The sequence below is a fragment of the Mycobacterium hubeiense genome, assembly GCF_002838065.1.
Classification (GTDB): domain Bacteria; phylum Actinomycetota; class Actinomycetes; order Mycobacteriales; family Mycobacteriaceae; genus Mycobacterium; species Mycobacterium hubeiense.
In genome coordinates, this window is sequence record NZ_PIZU01000002.1 from 266,231 (window position 1) to 284,713 (window position 18,483).

The following is an 18,483-nucleotide window of genomic DNA, read 5'->3' on the forward strand; positions in this document are numbered from 1 at the left end:
CGCTAGGTAGGGTGGCGCCATGACGCAGAGCACGGCTTACAAGACCGAATACGACAAGCTCTTCATCGGCGGTAAATGGGTCGAGCCGGCGACCTCAGAGGTCATCGAGGTGCACTCCCCCGCGACGGGCGAGCTCGTCGGCAAGGTGCCGCTGGCCGCGGAGGCCGACGTCAACGCCGCGTGTGCCGCGGCCCGCAAGGCCTTCGATGAAGGCCCGTGGCCGTCGATGCCGCCGGCGGACCGCGCCGCGGTGATCGGCCGCGCGGTCAAGCTGATCGAGGATCGCGCGGATCTGTTCAAGCATCTGCTGAAGCTCGAGACCGGTCAGCCGCAGACCATCGTCGACATGATGCAGTACGGCGCCGCGCTGTCGACGCTTCAGTACTACGCCGGCGCCGCAGACAAGTTCGTGTGGAACGAGATTCGCGATGGCATCTACGGCCAGACCTTGGTGACCAAGGAGCCCGTCGGCGTCGTGGGCGCGGTGGTGGCGTGGAATGTGCCGCTGTTTCTGGCCGCCAACAAACTCGGCCCCGCACTGCTGGCCGGCTGCACCGTCGTTCTCAAGCCCGCGGCCGAGACGCCGCTGTCGACCAACGCGCTCGCCGAGGTGTTCGTCGAGGCCGGCCTGCCCGAGGGTGTGCTGTCGGTGGTGCCCGGAGGGCCGGAGACGGGCCGTGCGCTGACCGCCAACCCCGAGTTGGACAAGTTCACGTTCACCGGCAGCTCGGCGGTCGGCAAGGAGATCGGCAAGCTGGCCGCCGAGCAGCTCAAGCCGTGCACGCTGGAGCTCGGCGGCAAGTCCGCGGCGATCATTCTCGAGGACGCCGACCTGGATTCGACGCTGCCGATGCTGGTCTTCTCCGGCCTGATGAACTGCGGGCAGGCGTGCGTCGGGCAGACCCGCATCCTCGCGCCGCGGTCGCGTTACGACGAGGTCGTGGAGAAGGTGTCGGCGGCGGTGGCGGCCATGCCGGTCGGTCTGCCCGACGATCCGGCCGCCGCGATCGGCCCGCTGATCAGCGAGAAGCAGCGCGAGCGGGTGGAGGGCTACATCCGCAAGGGCATCGAGGAGGGCGCGCGGCTGGTCACTGGCGGCGGCCGCCCGGAGGGCCTGGACAGCGGCTGGTTCGTGCAGCCGACGGTGTTCGCCGACGTCGACAATTCGATGACCATCGCCCAGGAGGAGATCTTCGGGCCGGTGCTGGCGATCATCCCCTACGACACCGAAGAGGACGCGATCCGCATCGCGAACGACTCGCCCTACGGCCTGGCCGGCAGCGTGTACACGACCGACTTCCCGAAGGCCGTCGAGATCGCGAAGAAGATCCGCACCGGAACGTATGCGGTGAACATGTACGCGTTCGATCCCGGTGCGCCGTTCGGCGGGTACAAGAACTCGGGCATCGGCCGCGAGAACGGGCCCGAAGGCATCGAGCAGTACTGCGAGGCCAAGAGCATCCTGCTGCCGTTCGGCTACACGCCGGAGGTCTAGCGCGCTAGGCACAGGATGAGAGGTTGCTCATCCACGGCTCCCGGAGAACTCATCTGAGCGGGACAGCATCGCCTTGTCGGGAATAACAACGACAGGGAGAACATCATGCAACGTCTCGCCATTTGGAAGGTGCTGACGATCGGGGCGGCTTTCACCGGGCTCGGAATCGCCGGCGCAGGCGCCGCGGCCGCAGACACCGGACTGGCTGCTCACCCCACCGCGACCGGTATCAGCACCGACTGGCCGTTCGACGACGTGCTGGACGACCTTGACGAGGTGGTCCGGTTGCCGTCCGTCATACCCGGGGGCTTCGTCGGCCTCGGTGACGACTGGGACGACGACTGGGACGACTGGTACGACGACTGATCCGGCCGGGGAGAGCCCGCCACCGCGTCCACGGTGGCGGGGCTTCCCGTCAGGGAACCTCTTCGAGCCGATAGCCCATCCCACGCAAGGTGACGAACCGGTCGGCGCCGAGTTTGCGGCGCAGGTAGCGCACATAGACGTCGACGACGTTGGAGCCGGGGTCGAAGTCGTAGCCCCAAACCTGGCTCAGTAGCTGTTCGCGGGACAGCACCTGTCCGGGGTGCCGCAGGAACGTCTCCACGAGCGCGAACTCCCGCGCCGACAGGTCCACCGTCTGGTCGCCGACCCGGGCGCGCCGAGTCCGCAGATCCAGGCGCAGGCCGCCGAACGACAGCACGGTGAGTTCGGTGGGCCGCGCAGGCGTCAGACGTAGCCGCACGCGGGCGAGCAGCTCCTCGAAGCGAAATGGCTTGGGCATGTAGTCGTCGGCGCCGCCCTCAAGCCCGGCGACGGTGTCTTGCACGCTGTCCCGCGCGGTCAGCACGATGACCGGCATCGGGTTGTGGTCGTGGCGCAATTTGCTCAACACCGCAAACCCGTCCATCCCGGGCAGGCCGATGTCGAGGATCATCAGGTCGAACCCGCCCGTCATCGCGTAGTCGTAGGCCGATGGCCCGTCAGCGACCGTCGTCACCGCAAATCCGTTGGCGGACAACCCCTTTTCGATGAACGAGGAGATCCGCGGCTCGTCCTCGGCGATCAGGATGCGGGCCATTGGCCCTCCATGACGGCTGGGATCACCACCGTAAACGTCGCACCGCGGCCGGGGGCGCTGTCCAGCAGGACGTCGCCGCCGTGCGCATTGGCGATCGCCCGCACGATCGCAAGCCCCAGTCCAGCACCGTCCGAGCGTTCTTCACCCGCACTGCCGCGCGCGAACCGCTCGAATATGCGGGCCCGGTCGGCCTCGTCGACTCCCGGACCGGAATCAGACACCCAGAACCGCAAGCATCCGTCCGCGAGAGCCGATCCGAGTCCGATCCGGTCTCCTGCCTTGGTGTGGCGGCACGCGTTGTCGGCGAGCGCGACCAACGCCTGGGTGATCCGCTGCGGGTCCAAAACTGCGACCACGCCGGCGGTCGCGTCGAGGGTGAATTCGCGGTCGGCGAGCTTGGCGAGTTTCTCGAACACTTCGGTGGTGAGCGCACCGACATCGACGCAGGTGGGCTGCAGGAACGCCGGATGCTCGGCGCGGGCGAGCAGCAACAGGTCGGCCACCATGCGGTTCATCCGGTCCAGTTCGTCGTCGACGAGCGCGACCGTCGACTCGACGTCGGCTGGGTCGAACGGATCGAGCACCTCGAGATGACCCCGCACGATCGTGATGGGGGTCCGCAACTCGTGGCCGACGTCGTCGATGAATCTTCGTTGCGCCGTGACGCCCGTCTCGACGCGGTCGAGCATTCCGTTGATGGTGTCGACGAGTGCGTCCAATTCGTCGCCTTCTCCGCTCGACGGGATGCGTCTCGACAGATCGGTGTCGGTGATGGTGCGCGCGGTGTCCACCACATCGCGGAGCGGACGCAGGATGCGCCCGGCCACCAACCATGCGGCACCGGCGGCACCCAGCATGGTGACGGCCCCGACCAGCAGCATGAGCCGTGCGGCGGTGTTGGCGCTGGCGCGCTCGGCGTCGCCCAGGTAGGCGGCAACGATGACCCCGCGCGCCGGGTCACCCTGCAGGCTCACCGGGATGGCCAGATAGCGCACCTCGCCGACGTCACGGTGCTGGTAGCGCCCCTCGACCGGCGCATCGATCGAGCCGACGCGCTCGGTGAACCGCGCGTCGCGGGCAAGCACCTCGGGAAAGCCTGGCTCCTGGCGGCTTTGGGCGCGATAGCGGCCGTCGATGTAACCCAGAAACTTTTCGTTCGGCCGGGCGATGTTGTATGCGATCGCCTCGCGGATCACCTCGTCGACTGTCGTGAATGGCTCGCCGGTACGCGGGTTGATACCCGGTGCCGTCAATTCGGTGAACTCCTCGACTTCGAACCGCAGCGCCTCGTCCATCCGCGCGTTGGTGGCCGAAACCAGCAATCGCCAGGTCACGAATGTGACGACGCCCAGCGCGGCCAGCACGAGCAGCAGCATCCACGCGATGATGCGAGTCCTGGCGGTGGACGGCAGCAGCCGTCGCCATCTCGACCGTGGCCGTGCGGGCGCATCGTGGGGAATCATCGACGTCCTGTGGATAGCGGCAGTTCGCGCCCCATCTTCCCCCGTCGCAACCCGCGTGGACCCGGTGTTCGCGCCGACGTCAGTCGTCGCCGCCGCCGTCATCGAAATCATCGTCACCCCAATCGTCACCGTCGTCGTCACCGATGACGGGCGGCGGGGCGGGAACGCGTCTTGTGATTTGGGGCGGTAAGTCGGGCACGCTGGCGATCACCGCGGGCGGCGGGGCGGGAACGCCGTCGCGGTCAATGGGTGGCGGGACCGGCGGCGCGCTCGCTGGCGCGCGTACAACGATCGGTGTGAGGGGAGCGTCGTCGGAGTTCGAGCCGATCGTCGCGCCTGCCACTCCGATAACGCCAGCCACCGCCAACGCGGCGATCGGGACTATCAGCGTTGCCCGCATGCCGTCCATGGTCTAGGCCAGCGATGTCTCTCAAATGAGACCGAGATGAGAACCCTCTCATGTGGGTCGTTCCCGCGGGCCTCGAGCGCCACTATGCAAAAGAGCATAGTTTCTGCGGAGCTCGTCGGGCGGAGGTCTTCGGTAGGCACCCTGTTCACCTGCCGTTCACTAGAAAATTCTGTGATCCGGAATACAGCAATTGTGGACGCGTGTTGTCCGTTCTATGCTTGAGAGCATAGAAAGTGAGGCGCACGATGTGGATCATTGAGGTCAACTTCGCCGGCCGCCAGTTCACACATCGTGTGCGGGGTCGCCGTCGGCCGTGGCGGCTGCCGCAGCAGCTGCGCTATCCGCGCGCGGCCTGACCGCTCAAACCATGACTCGCACCATGACCAGGACGGCAACCAAGCGCGGTTCGACGCGCACCAGAATGCTGATCAGTGCCGCCGAGGTGCTGCGCGAACGCGGTGCCGCTGGCCTCACCATCGACGAGGTGCTGACCCGCAGCGGCGCCCCCCGCGGTTCGGTGTACTACCACTTCCCCGAGGGCCGCAACCAGATTCTGATCGAGGCGCTGCAGTACGCCGGCGAGAACATCACCGCCGTGATCGACGAGGCCGCCGCGAAGGGCGGCATCTACCTGGTGCGGCAGTTCGTCGAATTCTGGGAAGAACTGCTCGCCGAAAGCGATTTCAGCGCCGGCTGCCCGGTGGTCGCGGCAGCGATCGGTTCGGCGGACGACGAACCGCGACTGACCTCCGTTGCCGGCGGCATCTTCAAGCACTGGCGCGACGCGCTGACGCGCGCGTTCATCGCCGACGGATTCCAGGACGCGGACGCGGCGTCGCTGGCCGTCATGTGTATCGCCTCGCTGGAGGGCGCCGTGGTGCTGTGCCGCTCGACGCGCAGCGCCGACCCCCTGCGCGACGTCGCCCACCAGCTCGAATTCCTGATCAAGTCAAGGGAATTCGTGCGACGCTTCGGGGTCCCGACGGTCGAGCGGTCGTAGCTAGGCCCTCCTACACCTTGCGCCACCGCGCGCACACGAAATCGTCGTTGGCTTCGGCCTCGATCAGCTTCCATTGCGAGGATGTCGGCAACAGCCGGCCCCCGGCGCCCAGCGAGCACGGCGCATACGTGACAATGAGCTCGTCGATCAATCCCGCTTGCGCGAACTGTGCCGCGGTCTGGCCCCCACCGACCACCCAGACATCGCGATAGCGCGCCTCCTGCAACAGCTTTGGGTGCAGCTCGGTGACGTCACCGCTGAACACGTGAACGGGCAGCACCGGCGAGACGATCTGCGGGCGATGCGTCAACACCCACGTCGGCTGGCTGTAGCGCCAGCGTTCGGGCTGGTTGGACACGATCCACTCGTACGTCGTCGCACCCATCACCAGGGCGCCGACCGACTGCGCGAACCTGGTGATGCCGAAGGGCCCGTCCGAATCGATGGTGCGGGCATCCAACCAGTCCCGGCTGTCCTTCGAGTCGACGATGTATCCGTCGAGGCTGGCGGCGGTGAAATAGATGGTGGCCATCCCCGCCAAGGGTAGCCGCGCTAAGCCTTTCGCCAGCGCACACACGCGAACTCGCCGTTGACCGCCGTCTCCACCACCGCCCACTCCGAACGCACGGGCAACACCCGTGCGCCGACGCCTAGTGAGCACGGCGCATATGTGACGATCATTTCGTCGATCAGCCCTGCGGCCACGAACTGCGCGGCCACCTCGCCGCCACCGACCACCCAGACATCTTTGCCCGCAGCCGCGGACACCAGTTTCGGATGCAGATCGGCGACCTCACCGGCGAAAGTCTGCACGGGATGTCCCTTAACGACGATTTCCGGCCGGTGCGTCAGCACCCAACTCGGCTGTTGGTACATCCACTCGCCGGGTTCGTTTCGCACCACCCACTCATAGGTGGTCGAGCCCATCACCAGTGCGCCAACGCTTTTGATGAACTCGTCGTAGTGGAACGGTCCATCTTTGTCGATGTCCCGCGACATCAGCCAGTCCAGGCTGCCGTTCTCGTCGACGATAAAGCCGTCCATGCTGGACGCGGTGTAGTAGACGGTCGCCATACCTACTTCCCTCTTATCCATTCCAACGGATCGCCGCGACCGGTGGTGATGCCGTGCCGGGCCAACATGGTGCGCGCCAGTTGCCGGCGATGCGCCGAGTACGTCAGCACGTGCGCGACAATGCCGTGCAGCTGAAACGACTCCGGCGGATCACACAGCGCGTCGATCACGGTGTCGGCCAGCCGGCCTTCGGCGGCATAGTCGGCGACCATTGCCGCCCAACGTTTTCCGATGCCGTCGTGGTGCTCGGCCAGCTGCGCCGCCGTGGTCTGCTGGGTAACAGCACGCGACGGGAAGTCACGGCCCTCGATGGTGGCCAGCCACACTTCCTTCGTCCACACGATCGCGCCCAGCACCGCTGCCACGCTGGGTTCCGGTCCGTCCCAGTCGAGAACCACCTGATCGGGTGAAATCTCCTCGGCCCATTGCTCATTCGACAACTCGCCGGCCCGGTCGATGAGGTAGGCGGTGTCAGCGATGTCGTGGGCCACCATCAACTGCGAGATGTCCGGTTGTTTGGTGTCGCCGTCGCTGTCCAGCCACAGCAGGTGCGGCGGGTGAAAGTGCATGCCGTTGGGCGCCGGCAACCGGAAATCGACACCGGCGGCCTGCGACGGCGGAACACCGAACGTGCGGCGGAACGCGCGGGAGAACACCTCGGCCGATGACCATCCCTCGTCGGCCGCGACCGCTCCGACGCCCTCCCCCTGCCGCAGTCGCCATGCCGCGCGCTCAAGCATGATGCGGCGACGCATCGCCGCCGGTGACTCACCCGTCAGTCGGCGCACCTCGCGGGAAAAGTGAAATTCCGACGCGTAACTGCTGCGTGCCATATCGCCGACGTCGGCGTTGTCGGCGTCCACGACGGCGTCGAGCAGTTCGCGCAGGCGATCGCGGCGTGATCCTTCGCTCACGTCACGAGTATCGTCGCCAGCCGCCGTCAGCGACATGACAATTCCTGCTCACTAGACTCTGCTGGACAGTGACCGAATTTGAGGCGCTGTGCGCCAACGACGCGGACCTGGCGCGGCTGCGCGCATCGATCCGCGCGTTTCTGACCGCCGACCGCGCCGAGTTCGGTTGGCAACCGGCCGTCGATTGCTGGCTGGCCAGCTGGGATCCGGACTTCAGCGCCCGCCTCGCCGCCGCCGGATTCGTCGGCCTGACCATCCCCGCCGAGTACGGCGGGCGCGGACTGGGGCATCTGCACCGCTACGTCGTTACCGAGGAACTACTGGCGCACGGCGCTCCGGTGGCCGCGCACTGGATCGCCGACCGGCAGGTGGCGCCCGCGCTGCTGTCGTACAGCACCGAAGAGCAGCGCCGACGACTGCTGCCGCGGATCGCGGCGGGCCGGTTGTACTCGGCCATCGGCATGAGCGAGCACGGCGCGGGTTCGGACCTCGCGGCGGTGCAGACCAAAGCGACGCAGACCGACGGCGGCTGGGTGCTCAACGGGACGAAGGTGTGGACCAGCGGCGCGCACGTCGCGCATCAGATCGTCGTGCTGGCCCGCACCAGCCCCGTCGACCCGCAACACCGGCACGCCGGCTTCAGCCAGTTCATCGTGGCGACCGATTCCCCCGGCATCACCATCAGCCCGATCGTGTTGATGAACGGCGAACACCACTTCAACGAGGTGATCTTCGAAGACGTGTTCATTCCCGACGCCGACGTGCTCGGCGCGATCGGCGACGGCTGGCATCAGGTCACCGCTGAACTGGGCTACGAGCGCAGCGGTCCGGAACGCATACTGTCCACCGCCACACTGCTTTTCGACGTCGTGCGCGCGCTGGCCGGCCAAGACGTAGACGACCGGACCGCCGCGGACGTCGGCGACCTGATGGCGCGGGTGATCTCGCTGCGCCAGCTGTCCATCTCGGTGGCCCGCGCGTTGACCGCCGGCGAGGACGCCGCCACGCGCGCGGCGCTGGTGAAGGACCTCGGCACCCGCTTCGAGCAGGACAGCGTCGAGTTGGTCGCGGACCTGCTCGACTGCGTGCCGGATGCGGCCGCGTTGCGCGAGCTGCTGGCCACCGCGCGATTGCATTCGCCGCTGTTCACGTTGCGCGGCGGCACCAACGAAGTGCTGCGGGGCGTGGTGGCCAAGGGCATGGGGGTGCGGTGAATTCGGAGCTGCAGCAGCTTGTCGACGACATCGGTCGCCGTTCGTTCGACGCCCGGCTCGGTCAGCGCGGCCTACCCGAGGTGTTCGACGACGCGCTGTGGCGCACGCTCGACGAAACCGGGCTGAGCCGGTTGACCACGTCCGAGGATGCGGGGCCCGCGGAGGCGGCGATCGTGCTGTCCGGGCTGGCCCGCTACGCCGGCGCGGTGCCGATCGCCGAGACGGATCTGCTCGCGGCCTGGCTGGCGAAAACCGCTGGGCTGACGCTGCCCGATGCGCCGCTCACCGTCGCGATCACCGACGCAGTGGTGTCAGACGGCCGGCTCACCGCAACGGCGCGCGACGTGCCCTGGCCACGCGATGCCGTCGTCGTCCTGGCCGCCCGCACCGACGACGCGCTGCACGTCACGGTGCTCGACGACCCGCAGATCAGCGACGGCCACAACCTCGCCGGCGAGCCGCGCGGCGCGATCTCCTTCGACCTGCCGGCCGCGGATTTCCGGACGCTCGAGCTTGCGGTCGGAGATGAGTTGATCCGCCGCGGCGCCTGGGCTCGCTGCGTGCAGATCGTGGGTGCGCTCGATGCCGCCGCCGACTCCACCGTCGCTCACACCCGCGAACGGGTGCAGTTCGGCCGTCCGCTGGCTGCCTTCCAGGCAGTGCAGCATGCGCTGGCCGCGATGGCCGGGGAAATCGAACGGGCCCGTGCGATAACAACTTTGGCGGTCGCCGCCGCCACGGACTACGGTTTCGACCACCCGACCACCGACTACGCGGTGACGGTGGCCAAGGTGACGCTGGGCCGCGTCGTCCCGGCGGTGACCACCATCGCCCACCAGCTGCACGGAGCGATCGGCACGACGATCGAACACCGGTTGTGGCTGGCCACCATGCGGGCCCGCAGCTGGGTCGACGAGTTCGGCAGCACCGGCCACTACGCGCGACGGCTGGGCCGGATGGCGCTGGACGCCGGCGATCCGTGGGACGTCGTCGTCAGCTGTCCAGCACCTCGTTGACCCGCTTTTCGACGTCGACTCGGTCACCGAGGTCGTCCAGGTCGATGCCGAAGCGGTCGGTCAACGCGTCCAACACCTGCGCCGCGGTGTCGAAGCGGATGCGCTCGGTTTCGCCGCCACTGTGGATAGCCAGGTTGCGGCCTCGCAGATTCCACCGCGCGTCATCGGTGACCAGCGCCGCCGTCAGCCCGACCACAAAGATCGAGTCCGGATGCGTTGAGACATACCAGCTTCCGACTTCCAGGTCGATTTGCGGCTGGGGCTGGGTGGTGAACATGTACAGCGGCTGCCATTCGCCGCGAATCTGCGCCTCCAGCAGGTAGCCCTCGCCGTGCTCGCGCAGCCGATACGGCTCGTGGCGGGTTTCCTGCACCGGGCCCGCCTCCAGCCGGATGGGCGAGGACAGGGTCTGGCCGCCGAAGCCGACGTCGACCAGGAAGCGCCCGTCGACACCAGGCACCGTCACGGCCAGCGTTTCATGCGTCTGCGCCGGCAACCCTGGATCGGAATTCATCCAGACCACCCGGCCCGCGAGGCGCTCCACACCAAAGCCCAACTGTGCCAACGCGTATCCCATCAAACCGTTCTGCTCGTAGCAGTAGCCGCCGCGGCGCCGCGACACCAGCTTGTCGGCGAGTGCGGCCTCGCTCAGATCGGCGACGGGGATGCCGAGCAGCGGGTCGAGATTCTCGAAGGGGATGGACCGGTTGTGACCGGCCACCAGCGCATGCAGGGTATCGAGGGTCGGCTCGGCGGGACCGTCGTAGCCGATGCGTCGGGAGTATGCGGTCAGGTCCATGACGATGATCTTGCGACCTCAACGGCGGTTAAGGTCAAGCCGGTCGTGGAACACTTGAGCCATGGCGGCGCATCTGACCGAAGCCCTGCGGGAGGACTTGCTGGCCCGCTGGTCCGAATCGCACCGGCGGTTCCACACTGTCGCGCACCTGCACGAGGTGCTCGACGCGATCGGGACACTCGCCGACGATGGTCTGCAGTTCGATCGGGAGGCGGTCGAGTTGGCGGCGTGGTTCCACGATGCCGTCTATGAGATCGGCCGCGACGACAACGAGGAGCGCTCGGCGGAGCTGGCCCGCGAACTGCTGGATTCGTCGCCGATGCGGGACGAGGTCGCGCGTCTGGTACTGGCCACCAAGACGCATAAGGTGGCCGACGACGACGTCAACGGCGCGGTGCTCTCCGACGCCGACCTGTCGGGCCTGGGCGCCGAACCGCTGCGGTACCAAGCCTGCACGCAGGCGATCCGCGAGGAGTACGCGCAGATTCCCGATAACGTGTTCAAACCGGCCCGGGCGAAAGTGCTGACGGCGCTGCTCGACGGCCCGCTCTTCCACACCGAGCCGGGCCGCAAGCGGTGGGAAGAGGCAGCGCGGCGCAATCTGGCCGACGAGCTCCGCGACCTCACCGGGTAGCTGCTGTTGACTCTGGCGCTATGGCGGCCCCTTCTCGCACTTCTGCGCCATAGATGCAGAGTGAATGCGATTCTGAACGTCGGCGCCGAGCCGGTACCATCAAAACTAGAACACGTTTCAATTCTGCCCAGGGGGACCCGTGACCGACATCGAACCATCCGAGATCACCAAGTGGGATCCGGGCCTCACCGAGAAGGTCATGGGCCTGATCCGGCCCCTGATCAAGGGCTATCACCGCGCCGAGGTGCGCGGACTAGACACCTTCCCGCCGGGCGGCGCGCTGGTGGTGTCCAACCACTCCGGCGGACTGTTCCCGATGGACGTGCCGGTGTTTGCGACGGGCTTCTACGAGAAGTTCGGCTATGACCGCCCGGTGTACACGCTGTCGCATGACGTGATCTTCACCGGGCCGACGGCCGACTTCTTCCGCAAGACCGGCTTCATCCCCGCCAATCACGAGAACGCCGACGAGGCCCTGCGCTCCGGCGGCGTGGTGGTGGTCTTCCCCGGCGGCGACTACGACGTGTACCGGCCAACCATTTCCGAGAACACGATCGACTTCGGCGGCCGCACCGGCTATGTGCGGGCGGCGCTGAACGCGGGGGTGCCGATCGTGCCCGCGGTGGCGATCGGCGGGCAGGAGACGCAGCTGTACCTGTCGCGCGGGGAGTGGATGGCCAAGGCGTTGCGGCTGGACAAGCTGATGCGCGTGAAGATCCTGCCGATCTCGTTCGGGTTCCCGTTCGGGCTGTCGGCGGTGCTGCCGGTCAACGTGCCGTTGCCATCGAAGATCGTCATGCAGGTGCTCGATCCCATCGATATCGTCGCCGAGTTCGGCGAGGACCCCGACATCGACGAGGTGGACGCGCACGTTCGCCACGTCATGCAGCGGGCGCTCGACGAACTGGCGTCCGAACGCCGGCTTCCTATAGTCGGATAACCATGGCACCCCTGGACCGACTGACCGACGGGCTCGGCCTGCTCGACTCCATGCGGCGCTCTCGCATGATCGCCCCGATGCGGCCGGACAAATACCTACGCATCGCCGCGGCCATGCGACGCGAAAACATGTCGGCCACATCGGGTTTCGCCACCGCGGCGCAGCGGTGTCCGGACCGGCCTGGGCTCATCGACGAGCTTGGCACCCTGACGTGGCGGGAGATCGACCAGCGCTGCGACGCGTTCGCGGCGGCGTTGCAGGCACTTCCGGGAGGAACCCCGAAGGCGATCGGCGTGATGTGCCGCAACCACCGCGGCTTCGTCGAGGCGGTGGTGGCGGCGAATCGCATCGGCGTGGACCTGCTGCTGCTGAACACGTCGTTCGCCGGGCCCGCGCTGGCCGAAGTGATCGCCCGTGAAGGCGTCGACACCGTCGTCTACGACGAGGAATTCACCGAAACCGTCGACCGCGCGCTGACCGAGGTTCCGGGTGCGACGCGCATCGTCGGGTGGACCGACACCCCTGCGGCGCTGGGTGATTCACCGACCGTCGAGAAGCTGATCCAGGCGCACACCGGCGAAGAGCCCAAGCGTGCCCGCGAGAAGGCCAGGACGATCCTGCTGACGTCCGGCACCACCGGGACACCCAAGGGCGCCAAGCTGGGCGGCGGTGACCCGACTGCGCTCAAGGCGATTCTCGACCGGACCCCTTGGCGGGCAGAGGAACCGATAGTGATCGCGGCGCCGATGTTTCACGCGTGGGGCTTTTCGCAGTTGATCTTCGCCGCGACGATGGCATGCACGATCGTCACCCGGCGCAAGTTCGATCCCGAGGCGACGCTGGCGCTCATCGACCGCCACCGCGCCACCGGCCTGGCGGTGGTGCCGGTGATGTTCGACCGGATCATGGATCTGCCGGAGGAGGTGCTGGCTCGCTATAGCGGCCGGTCGCTGCGGTTCGCCGCCGCGTCCGGTTCGCGGATGCGGCCCGACGTCGTCATCAAGTTCATGGACCGGTTCGGCGACGTCATCTACAACAACTACAACGCCACCGAAGCCGGCCTGATCGCCTCCGCCACGCCCGCGGATCTGCGCGCGGCGCCTGACACCGCGGGCAAGCCGGCGCCGGGCACCGAGATTCGCATCCTGGACAAGGATTTTCGCGAGGTCGCCACGGGTGAGGTGGGCCAGATCTACTGCCGCAGTGGCACCTTGTTCGACGGCTACACGTCGGGGCAGACGAAGGATTTCCACGAGGGGTTCATGGCCTCCGGCGATATGGGCTACCTCGACCAGCAGGGCCGGCTGTTCGTGGTGGGCCGCGACGACGAGATGATCGTGTCCGGCGGCGAGAATGTCTACCCCATCGAGGTGGAGAAGATCCTCGCAGCGCATCCCGACGTCGCCGAGGCGGCCGTCCTCGGGGTAGACGACGAGCAGTACGGACAGCGATTGGCCGCATTCGTTGTGCTCACCGGCGGCGCGTCGGCCACCGAAGACACGCTGAAGCAGCACGTGCGGGACAACCTGGCGAATTACAAAGTCCCACGCAGCATTACGATCCTGGACGAGTTGCCGCGCAGCAGCACCGGCAAGATCGCGCGGAAAGAGTTGCAGGCCCTGGCGGATGGGTAGAAAGCGCAGGCCACTGCTGCGCGCGGCGGTGGAACTGGTGAACGCGGCCAACGGCGTACGACCGCTGGGCCGGCAGGGGTACCTCACTATCCCGGCGTTCGCGTTCGGTTGGCCCACGTCGGAGATGGCACCACTGTACCTGGCGGGGTCGGTGCTGGATGCGGTACGACGCGGGTGGCGGGGTGATTTCGCCGGTCGCCCGGGCCGAATCGCATTGCTATTCAATGTCATTACCTGGGCGCTGCTGATGCTCATCCATCGCCGCAACGTGGCGTCCAAGCCGTACTTCGAATCTGCGCTGCGCGACGGCCTCGGCGAGGACTACGCGCCGGTGGCCGCGGCGTCACAACCTGCGCGACGGCGCGCCGGGGTCATCGGCACATCGTGGTCGCGGCGACGCTACGTCGAGAAGGCCAACACCGTGCGCTACGGCCCGCACCGGGCCAACACCGCCGACATCTGGCGGCGCCACGACCTGTCGCGTGACGGCCGCGCACCGGTGCTTCTGCAGGTGCCCGGCGGGGCATGGGCGATCGGAATGCGCCGACCGCAGGCGTATCCGCTGCTGAGTCATCTCGCCGAGCGCGGCTGGGTGTGCGTGTCCATCGGCTACCGCGTCAGTCCCCGGCACAGTTGGCCCGCGCACATCGTCGATGTCAAGCGGGCGCTGGCGTGGATCAAGGAGAACATCGCCGACTACGGCGGGGATCCCGACTTCGTCTGCATCACAGGCGGTTCGGCGGGCGGGCATCTGACGGCGCTGGCCGCGCTGACGCAAAACGACCGGCAGTATCAACCCGACTTCGAAGACGCCGACACGTCGGTGGTGGCCGCGGTGCCGGTGTACGGCCGCTACGACTGGTTCAGCACCGAAGGCGCGGGCCGGCCCGAGTTCATCGCATTCCTGCAGCGGCTCGTCGTCAAGAAGCGCTACGCCGATCACCCGCAGGTGTATCGGGACGCGTCGCCGATCACACAGCTAACACCCGATGCCCCACCGTTTTTCGTGCTGCACGGCGTCGACGACTCGATCATCCCGGTACCCGAGGCCCGAGCATTCGTCGAGGCGTTGCGCGAGGTGTCCGAGTCGCCGGTGGCCTACGCCGAGATCCCGCACGCGCAGCACGCGTTCGACTTCTTCGGCTCACCGCGCGGGCATTACACCGCCGAGGCGATCGAGCGGTTCTTGTCGTGGGTACACGCCACCCGCACGTCGAGTGTGGGCTTCACGCACGCTAAATCGACTGAGGCGTGACACAACCGCTCGCGGCTTAGATTTTCAGCGTCGGGGTGAGGGCCGCCTGCTGTATGCGGCTGTCGCTGGTTGCGATGGTGAGATTGCGCCGCGCGGCTTGCGCCACGATCACACGATCGAAGGGATCCCGGTGATCCCAGGAAAGTCGGCCGGCGAGGATCGTGTCGCCAGAGTCGATCGGAAGTTCGGTAGCGGTCATGTCGCCGATGACGTCAGACCACGCCGACAGGAATGGCTCACCGTCGAGTCGCCCAAGCTGGGTCTTGATTGCGATCTCCCACGCCGAAGCTGCCGAGACAAACAGTTCGGTCGTCGGCTCCCTCAAAATTTCCTGCGCGACGTCAGCGACTCGTCCGGGCGCAGACACCAACCACAACAACGCATTCGTATCCAGCAGAATTGCGGTCGGCGTCGGTGTCGGCCGCCGTGGCGTCACGAATTCCCTTCCCATGCAACAAGTTCTGTGTCGGGAAGCGGTTCATCGAAGTTGTCTGGGACGACGAGCGTCGGCAGCTGGCCGAACCGTCGCGGCCGGTGGCGAACAGGCGCCAACACAGCCACCGGCCGGCCGTGGTTGGTGATGGTTACCGACACGCCGGTGCCCTCCACTTCAGCCAACAGGGCGTTCAGTTTCGCCTTGGCCTCTGTACTCGTCACCGTCTTCATACAGCCAGCGTACCCGGAATTGACCATTCGGACTAGTCCGAATGGTCAAAATTGGTGCAGGTAGGCGCCCTACTGAGCCATCGCCGTCTCGACGACCGTCAGCTTCTCGGAAAGCCCTGCCGCGCAGCGGATCTCCCGGAATTCCTCCAGCATCGCGTCGGTGACCTCGTGGGGGTCGTCGACCGTCGCCCCGTCGGTCAGCACCGAGATGTTGAGCTGATCGACGTAACTCCACACCGTGATGTTCAGCCCGCTGCCCGCCGTCAACGGCCCCACCGAATAGAGCTCGGTGACCGTCGCGCCACCGACCTTGCCGCGCTCCCGCGGCCCCGGCACATTCGAGATGTTCAGGTTGAGCACCTTGTTCTGGCCGTCCTTGTTGGACAGCCAGCGGAACAGCGCCTCCACCGGGGCCGGCGGCATGTACGCCGCCCAGCGGGCGATCAGCTCCGGGCCGATCAGCTGATGGCTCTCCTTGGCCAGCGTGGCGGCCTCCTGCGCCCGGCGCACCCGATCCAGGATGTCCTCGACGTCGACGGGAAGCGCCACCAGCACACCGCTGAACCGGTTGCCCCAGATCCGGTCCGGTGAGAAATCGAAGCTCATCGGCACCGACGCCAGTAGCGGGTGATCTGCCTTTCCGTCGTAGTGCAGCAACAGCTTTCGCAATGCGCCCGACGACGTCGCCAACACCAGATCGTTGATCGTCACCCCCAGCTTCTTGCTGGTCTCCTTGACGTCGGCCAGCGCCAGTGTGGCCGTCGCGAAGCGGCGCTCCGGGGTGAGCACGTGGTTCATGAAGCTCGGCGGCGGCGTGAACGGTCGCGTCAGCTGCGGATTCAGCTTGCGGCTGGAACGTCGCACCCGGCCCACGCCCTGCGCGGTGTAGCGCACCACGCCGGGAAACCGGCCGATCTGGCGCAGATGGTCGACGAATGCCGATCGCACCAGTTCACCACGCGACGGCGCCGGGTCCGTCGCATAGGAGTCGCGGTCGCGCTGCGGACTCTCCTGCAGATCCATGCCGCGGGCCAGCAGGTTGGCCGAAGCGATCCCGTCGGCCAGCGCGTGGTGGATCTTGCCGACGACGGCGATCCGCCCTCCTGCGAGGCCCTCGACAAAGTACATCTCCCACAACGGGCGGCTGCGGTCCAGCGGTGTGCTGGCGATCTCGCCGATCGCCTCGTCCAGCTCCCGACGGCCGCCGGGGCTTTTCACCCGCCACGGCCGCACGTGATAGTCGAGGTCGACCTCGCAGTTCTCCCGCCACATCGGATGGTGGAACTTGAACGGAATGTCGACGAGCTGAAAGCGGAACGGGTCGAGTTTGTACAGCCGACCGTGCAGCACCTCGCGAAACTCGTCGATGCCGAACGTGCGGTCGCCGAGATCGGCCAACTCGATGATCGCGATCTTCAGCGTGTGCATGTGCACGTTGGGCGTTTCCGTGTAGAGCAGAAACGCGTCCCACCCGCTGAGCCTTTTCACTGTGCGCCTCCCCTGTGGAGGCGTCTATATAACCTCTTTGGCCCCGGCAAGCGTCCGGTTTCGGTGAATTTGGTTGAGGAACAACCCGATTGCGGTGGCCATCGAGCCGGTGCGGGCGCCGTCGACCATGTCGAACGCATGCCCGGCACCGGGCAGCTCGACGTAGCTGACCACCGACCGCGATACCTCCCGCAGCCGCTCGACGAAGCTGCGGGCCTGCGCCACCGGAATCACCGTGTCACCGGTGCCGTGGATGACCAGGAACGGCGGCGCATCGCGATGGACACGGGCGATCGGCGAGGCCTGACGGAAGATCTCCGGATGACGGGAGATCTTGCGGCCCACCACCACTCGTTCCAGGAAATCGACGAACCGCGCGCGCTCCACCGTCGAGCGGTCCTCCCAGTCGTAGCGCCCGTAGATGCCGACCACCGCGTCCACCGACGTGTCGGAACCCTCCGGCAGCTCGGCCTCGAACTCGGGGTCATCGGCGGTGAGCCCGGCCAGCGCGGCCAGGTGACCGCCGGCCGAGCAGCCCGCCACCGCGACGAAGCGCCGGTCGCCGCCGAACTTGTCGACGTTGGCGCGTGCCCACGCGATGGCGGTCTTGACGTCGGTGATGTGGCGCGGCCAGCGGTGGTGCGGGGCCACGCGATAGTCTATCGACAAGCACACCCAGCCCATCTCAACCAGATGCGCCATCAGCGCATAGCCCTGCAGCATCCGGCTGCCGTGCACCCAGGCGCCGCCGGGAACGAACAGCAGCACCGGCGCCGGCTCAGCGGGCAGATCCTTGCGCCGCCACACATCCAGCAACTGCGACGGGTGGCTGCCGTAGCGCACCGACGTCCGGAAGATGCTGCGACGATGCTCGATCGTGCGCCACAGCGGCGGCGTGCGCTCGGGCGCGGGCCAGTCCACCTCGAGGTCCTTGGCGGGCACGATGCCACGCAGGGCGGCCGCCGAGACAGCGTGCGTCCTATCGCGTTCCTGCCTGCGGATTTCCCCTATGCCGGGGGTGAGCCAGGACTTTGCGGTCGCGGCGAGGAAGTCCGGCATGTGCCGGTAGCCCCACACGCCCATCGCGGTGGCGGCGCCCAGTGGCTCCAGCTGTTTTCCGATGACCGGGATGGACGCCGACGCCACAGTCATCGCCAGGAGGTAGTCGGCCGGGCGCGCTTTCAGCAACCAGCGCATGCGAGTGGCCATTGTCGGTCCGGGGTACCGGGTTTCCGGTCGTGCCGTCATTTCGCGACCATACCCCGGGGCATGGCCGTCAAACGACACCATCCGCGGGTTGTCTGGTGATTGCACGGTCGGCTTCCGCTGTGACCTGCATCACGGTGTACGTCGGGCCAGGTCAGCGGTTAGCTTCGGTTGACAGCCGTCAACGAAGAGGGT

Annotated in this window: 20 protein-coding genes; 9 read left to right on the forward strand and 11 right to left on the reverse strand. The window is 67.1% G+C overall.

All coding sequences use genetic code 11. The annotated features are described in order from the left end of the window. Positions 1-19: 19 nt before the first annotated feature. Complete coding sequence (locus CWS39_RS02920) at positions 20-1,495, forward strand: aldehyde dehydrogenase (RefSeq protein WP_102141398.1); 1,476 nt, start codon at positions 20-22, stop codon at positions 1,493-1,495. A 105-nt stretch (positions 1,496-1,600) separates the two neighbouring features. Continuing rightward, positions 1,601-1,861 carry a hypothetical protein gene (locus tag CWS39_RS02925; RefSeq protein WP_102141399.1) on the forward strand — a complete coding sequence of 87 codons (261 nt, stop codon included), beginning with the start codon at positions 1,601-1,603 and terminating at the stop codon, positions 1,859-1,861. A gap of 49 nt (positions 1,862-1,910) precedes the next feature. On the opposite strand, the gene CWS39_RS02930 is transcribed toward CWS39_RS02925, so the two are convergent. The 3 genes from CWS39_RS02930 to CWS39_RS02940 all read right to left on the reverse strand — a co-directional run bounded on the left by CWS39_RS02930 (position 1,911) and on the right by CWS39_RS02940 (position 4,439). Then, positions 1,911-2,576: a response regulator transcription factor gene (locus tag CWS39_RS02930; RefSeq protein WP_102141400.1), complete on the reverse strand. Its 666-nt coding sequence runs from the start codon at positions 2,574-2,576 to the stop codon at positions 1,911-1,913. After that, entirely contained in the window at positions 2,561-3,952 is a 1,392-nt protein-coding gene (locus CWS39_RS02935; protein WP_233213332.1) for a sensor histidine kinase, read from the reverse strand. The genes CWS39_RS02930 and CWS39_RS02935 overlap by 16 nt, the downstream gene beginning before the upstream one ends. A 166-nt stretch (positions 3,953-4,118) precedes the next feature. Further along, positions 4,119-4,439: a hypothetical protein gene (locus CWS39_RS02940; RefSeq protein ID WP_142386798.1), complete on the reverse strand. Its 321-nt coding sequence runs from the start codon at positions 4,437-4,439 to the stop codon at positions 4,119-4,121. A 388-nt stretch (positions 4,440-4,827) separates the two neighbouring features. Between CWS39_RS02940 and CWS39_RS02945 the strand changes: the two genes are divergently transcribed. Further along, entirely contained in the window at positions 4,828-5,448 is a 621-nt protein-coding gene (locus tag CWS39_RS02945; RefSeq protein WP_233213333.1) for a TetR/AcrR family transcriptional regulator, read from the forward strand. Positions 5,449-5,458: 10 nt separating this feature from the next. Here the strand turns inward: CWS39_RS02945 and CWS39_RS02950 are convergent, their stop codons facing one another. From CWS39_RS02950 to CWS39_RS02960, 3 genes are read right to left on the reverse strand one after another with little or no spacing between them, the layout of a single operon-like run. After that, positions 5,459-5,980, reverse strand: coding sequence for a dihydrofolate reductase family protein (locus tag CWS39_RS02950; protein WP_102141404.1), 522 nt, complete (start codon positions 5,978-5,980; stop codon positions 5,459-5,461). A 20-nt stretch (positions 5,981-6,000) separates the two neighbouring features. Beyond that, positions 6,001-6,522 carry a dihydrofolate reductase family protein gene (locus tag CWS39_RS02955; RefSeq protein ID WP_102141405.1) on the reverse strand — a complete coding sequence of 174 codons (522 nt, stop codon included), beginning with the start codon at positions 6,520-6,522 and terminating at the stop codon, positions 6,001-6,003. A 2-nt stretch (positions 6,523-6,524) separates the two neighbouring features. Further along, positions 6,525-7,472 (reverse strand): helix-turn-helix domain-containing protein, encoded by a 948-nt coding sequence (locus tag CWS39_RS02960; RefSeq protein WP_102141406.1) that lies wholly within the window; start codon positions 7,470-7,472, stop codon positions 6,525-6,527. Positions 7,473-7,504: 32 nt separating this feature from the next. On the opposite strand from CWS39_RS02960, the gene CWS39_RS02965 reads away from it, so the two are divergent. Together CWS39_RS02965 and CWS39_RS02970 are read left to right on the forward strand one after the other, a co-directional pair. Continuing rightward, complete coding sequence (locus tag CWS39_RS02965; RefSeq protein WP_102141407.1) at positions 7,505-8,650, forward strand: acyl-CoA dehydrogenase family protein; 1,146 nt, start codon at positions 7,505-7,507, stop codon at positions 8,648-8,650. Next, entirely contained in the window at positions 8,647-9,666 is a 1,020-nt protein-coding gene (locus tag CWS39_RS02970; protein ID WP_102141408.1) for an acyl-CoA dehydrogenase family protein, read from the forward strand. The genes CWS39_RS02965 and CWS39_RS02970 overlap by 4 nt, the downstream gene beginning before the upstream one ends. On the opposite strand, the gene CWS39_RS02975 is transcribed toward CWS39_RS02970, so the two are convergent. Further along, positions 9,644-10,465, reverse strand: coding sequence for an arylamine N-acetyltransferase family protein (locus CWS39_RS02975; protein WP_102141409.1), 822 nt, complete (start codon positions 10,463-10,465; stop codon positions 9,644-9,646). The two genes, CWS39_RS02970 and CWS39_RS02975, sit on opposite strands and share 23 nt — an antisense overlap. A gap of 61 nt (positions 10,466-10,526) precedes the next feature. On the opposite strand from CWS39_RS02975, the gene CWS39_RS02980 reads away from it, so the two are divergent. From CWS39_RS02980 to CWS39_RS02995, 4 genes are all read left to right on the forward strand, one after another. Next, a complete protein-coding gene (locus CWS39_RS02980; RefSeq protein ID WP_102141410.1) occupies positions 10,527-11,099 on the forward strand; it encodes an HD domain-containing protein in 573 nt (190 codons plus the stop codon). Between the two features lie 199 nt (positions 11,100-11,298). Next, on the forward strand, positions 11,299-12,039 hold the full coding sequence (locus CWS39_RS02985; RefSeq protein ID WP_102141473.1) for a 1-acyl-sn-glycerol-3-phosphate acyltransferase: 741 nt from the start codon (positions 11,299-11,301) through the stop codon (positions 12,037-12,039). A gap of 2 nt (positions 12,040-12,041) precedes the next feature. Further along, positions 12,042-13,673, forward strand: coding sequence for an acyl-CoA ligase FadD12 (gene fadD12 / locus CWS39_RS02990; RefSeq protein ID WP_102141411.1), 1,632 nt, complete (start codon positions 12,042-12,044; stop codon positions 13,671-13,673). After that, the gene (locus CWS39_RS02995; RefSeq protein ID WP_102141412.1) at positions 13,666-14,928 is read left to right on the forward strand and encodes an alpha/beta hydrolase; all 1,263 of its coding nucleotides are present in this window, start codon (positions 13,666-13,668) and stop codon (positions 14,926-14,928) included. Before fadD12 ends, CWS39_RS02995 begins: the two co-directional genes overlap by 8 nt. Positions 14,929-14,944: 16 nt before the next feature. Here CWS39_RS02995 and CWS39_RS03000 read toward each other — a convergent pair whose 3' ends face one another. The 4 genes from CWS39_RS03000 to CWS39_RS03015 all read right to left on the reverse strand — a co-directional run bounded on the left by CWS39_RS03000 (position 14,945) and on the right by CWS39_RS03015 (position 18,330). Then, a complete protein-coding gene (locus tag CWS39_RS03000; protein ID WP_102141413.1) occupies positions 14,945-15,379 on the reverse strand; it encodes a type II toxin-antitoxin system VapC family toxin in 435 nt (144 codons plus the stop codon). Continuing rightward, positions 15,361-15,594 carry a type II toxin-antitoxin system Phd/YefM family antitoxin gene (locus tag CWS39_RS03005; protein ID WP_102141414.1) on the reverse strand — a complete coding sequence of 78 codons (234 nt, stop codon included), beginning with the start codon at positions 15,592-15,594 and terminating at the stop codon, positions 15,361-15,363. Before CWS39_RS03005 ends, CWS39_RS03000 begins: the two co-directional genes overlap by 19 nt. Positions 15,595-15,663: 69 nt before the next feature. Next, positions 15,664-17,082 carry a WS/DGAT/MGAT family O-acyltransferase gene (locus tag CWS39_RS03010; protein ID WP_102141415.1) on the reverse strand — a complete coding sequence of 473 codons (1,419 nt, stop codon included), beginning with the start codon at positions 17,080-17,082 and terminating at the stop codon, positions 15,664-15,666. Positions 17,083-17,106: 24 nt separating this feature from the next. Next, positions 17,107-18,330 (reverse strand): alpha/beta hydrolase, encoded by a 1,224-nt coding sequence (locus tag CWS39_RS03015; protein ID WP_102141416.1) that lies wholly within the window; start codon positions 18,328-18,330, stop codon positions 17,107-17,109. Positions 18,331-18,483: the final 153 nt, after the last annotated feature.

What these genes read in the sequence shown, in the direction of transcription:
- CWS39_RS02920 (WP_102141398.1), top strand. Translation starts at nt 20, where the DNA reads ATGACGCAGAGCACGGCTTACAAGACCGAATACGACAAGCTCTTCATC.
- CWS39_RS02925 (WP_102141399.1), top strand. Translation starts at nt 1,601, where the DNA reads ATGCAACGTCTCGCCATTTGGAAGGTGCTGACGATCGGGGCGGCTTTC.
- CWS39_RS02930 (WP_102141400.1), bottom strand. Translation starts at nt 2,576, where the DNA reads ATGGCCCGCATCCTGATCGCCGAGGACGAGCCGCGGATCTCCTCGTTC.
- CWS39_RS02935 (WP_233213332.1), bottom strand. Translation starts at nt 3,952, where the DNA reads ATGCTGCTGCTCGTGCTGGCCGCGCTGGGCGTCGTCACATTCGTGACC.
- CWS39_RS02940 (WP_142386798.1), bottom strand. Translation starts at nt 4,439, where the DNA reads ATGCGGGCAACGCTGATAGTCCCGATCGCCGCGTTGGCGGTGGCTGGC.
- CWS39_RS02945 (WP_233213333.1), top strand. Translation starts at nt 4,828, where the DNA reads ATGACCAGGACGGCAACCAAGCGCGGTTCGACGCGCACCAGAATGCTG.
- CWS39_RS02950 (WP_102141404.1), bottom strand. Translation starts at nt 5,980, where the DNA reads ATGGCCACCATCTATTTCACCGCCGCCAGCCTCGACGGATACATCGTC.
- CWS39_RS02955 (WP_102141405.1), bottom strand. Translation starts at nt 6,522, where the DNA reads ATGGCGACCGTCTACTACACCGCGTCCAGCATGGACGGCTTTATCGTC.
- CWS39_RS02960 (WP_102141406.1), bottom strand. Translation starts at nt 7,472, where the DNA reads ATGTCGCTGACGGCGGCTGGCGACGATACTCGTGACGTGAGCGAAGGA.
- CWS39_RS02975 (WP_102141409.1), bottom strand. Translation starts at nt 10,465, where the DNA reads ATGGACCTGACCGCATACTCCCGACGCATCGGCTACGACGGTCCCGCC.
- CWS39_RS02980 (WP_102141410.1), top strand. Translation starts at nt 10,527, where the DNA reads ATGGCGGCGCATCTGACCGAAGCCCTGCGGGAGGACTTGCTGGCCCGC.
- CWS39_RS02985 (WP_102141473.1), top strand. Translation starts at nt 11,299, where the DNA reads ATGGGCCTGATCCGGCCCCTGATCAAGGGCTATCACCGCGCCGAGGTG.
- fadD12 (WP_102141411.1), top strand. Translation starts at nt 12,042, where the DNA reads ATGGCACCCCTGGACCGACTGACCGACGGGCTCGGCCTGCTCGACTCC.
- CWS39_RS02995 (WP_102141412.1), top strand. Translation starts at nt 13,666, where the DNA reads ATGGGTAGAAAGCGCAGGCCACTGCTGCGCGCGGCGGTGGAACTGGTG.
- CWS39_RS03000 (WP_102141413.1), bottom strand. Translation starts at nt 15,379, where the DNA reads ATGGGAAGGGAATTCGTGACGCCACGGCGGCCGACACCGACGCCGACC.
- CWS39_RS03005 (WP_102141414.1), bottom strand. Translation starts at nt 15,594, where the DNA reads ATGAAGACGGTGACGAGTACAGAGGCCAAGGCGAAACTGAACGCCCTG.
- CWS39_RS03015 (WP_102141416.1), bottom strand. Translation starts at nt 18,330, where the DNA reads ATGACGGCACGACCGGAAACCCGGTACCCCGGACCGACAATGGCCACT.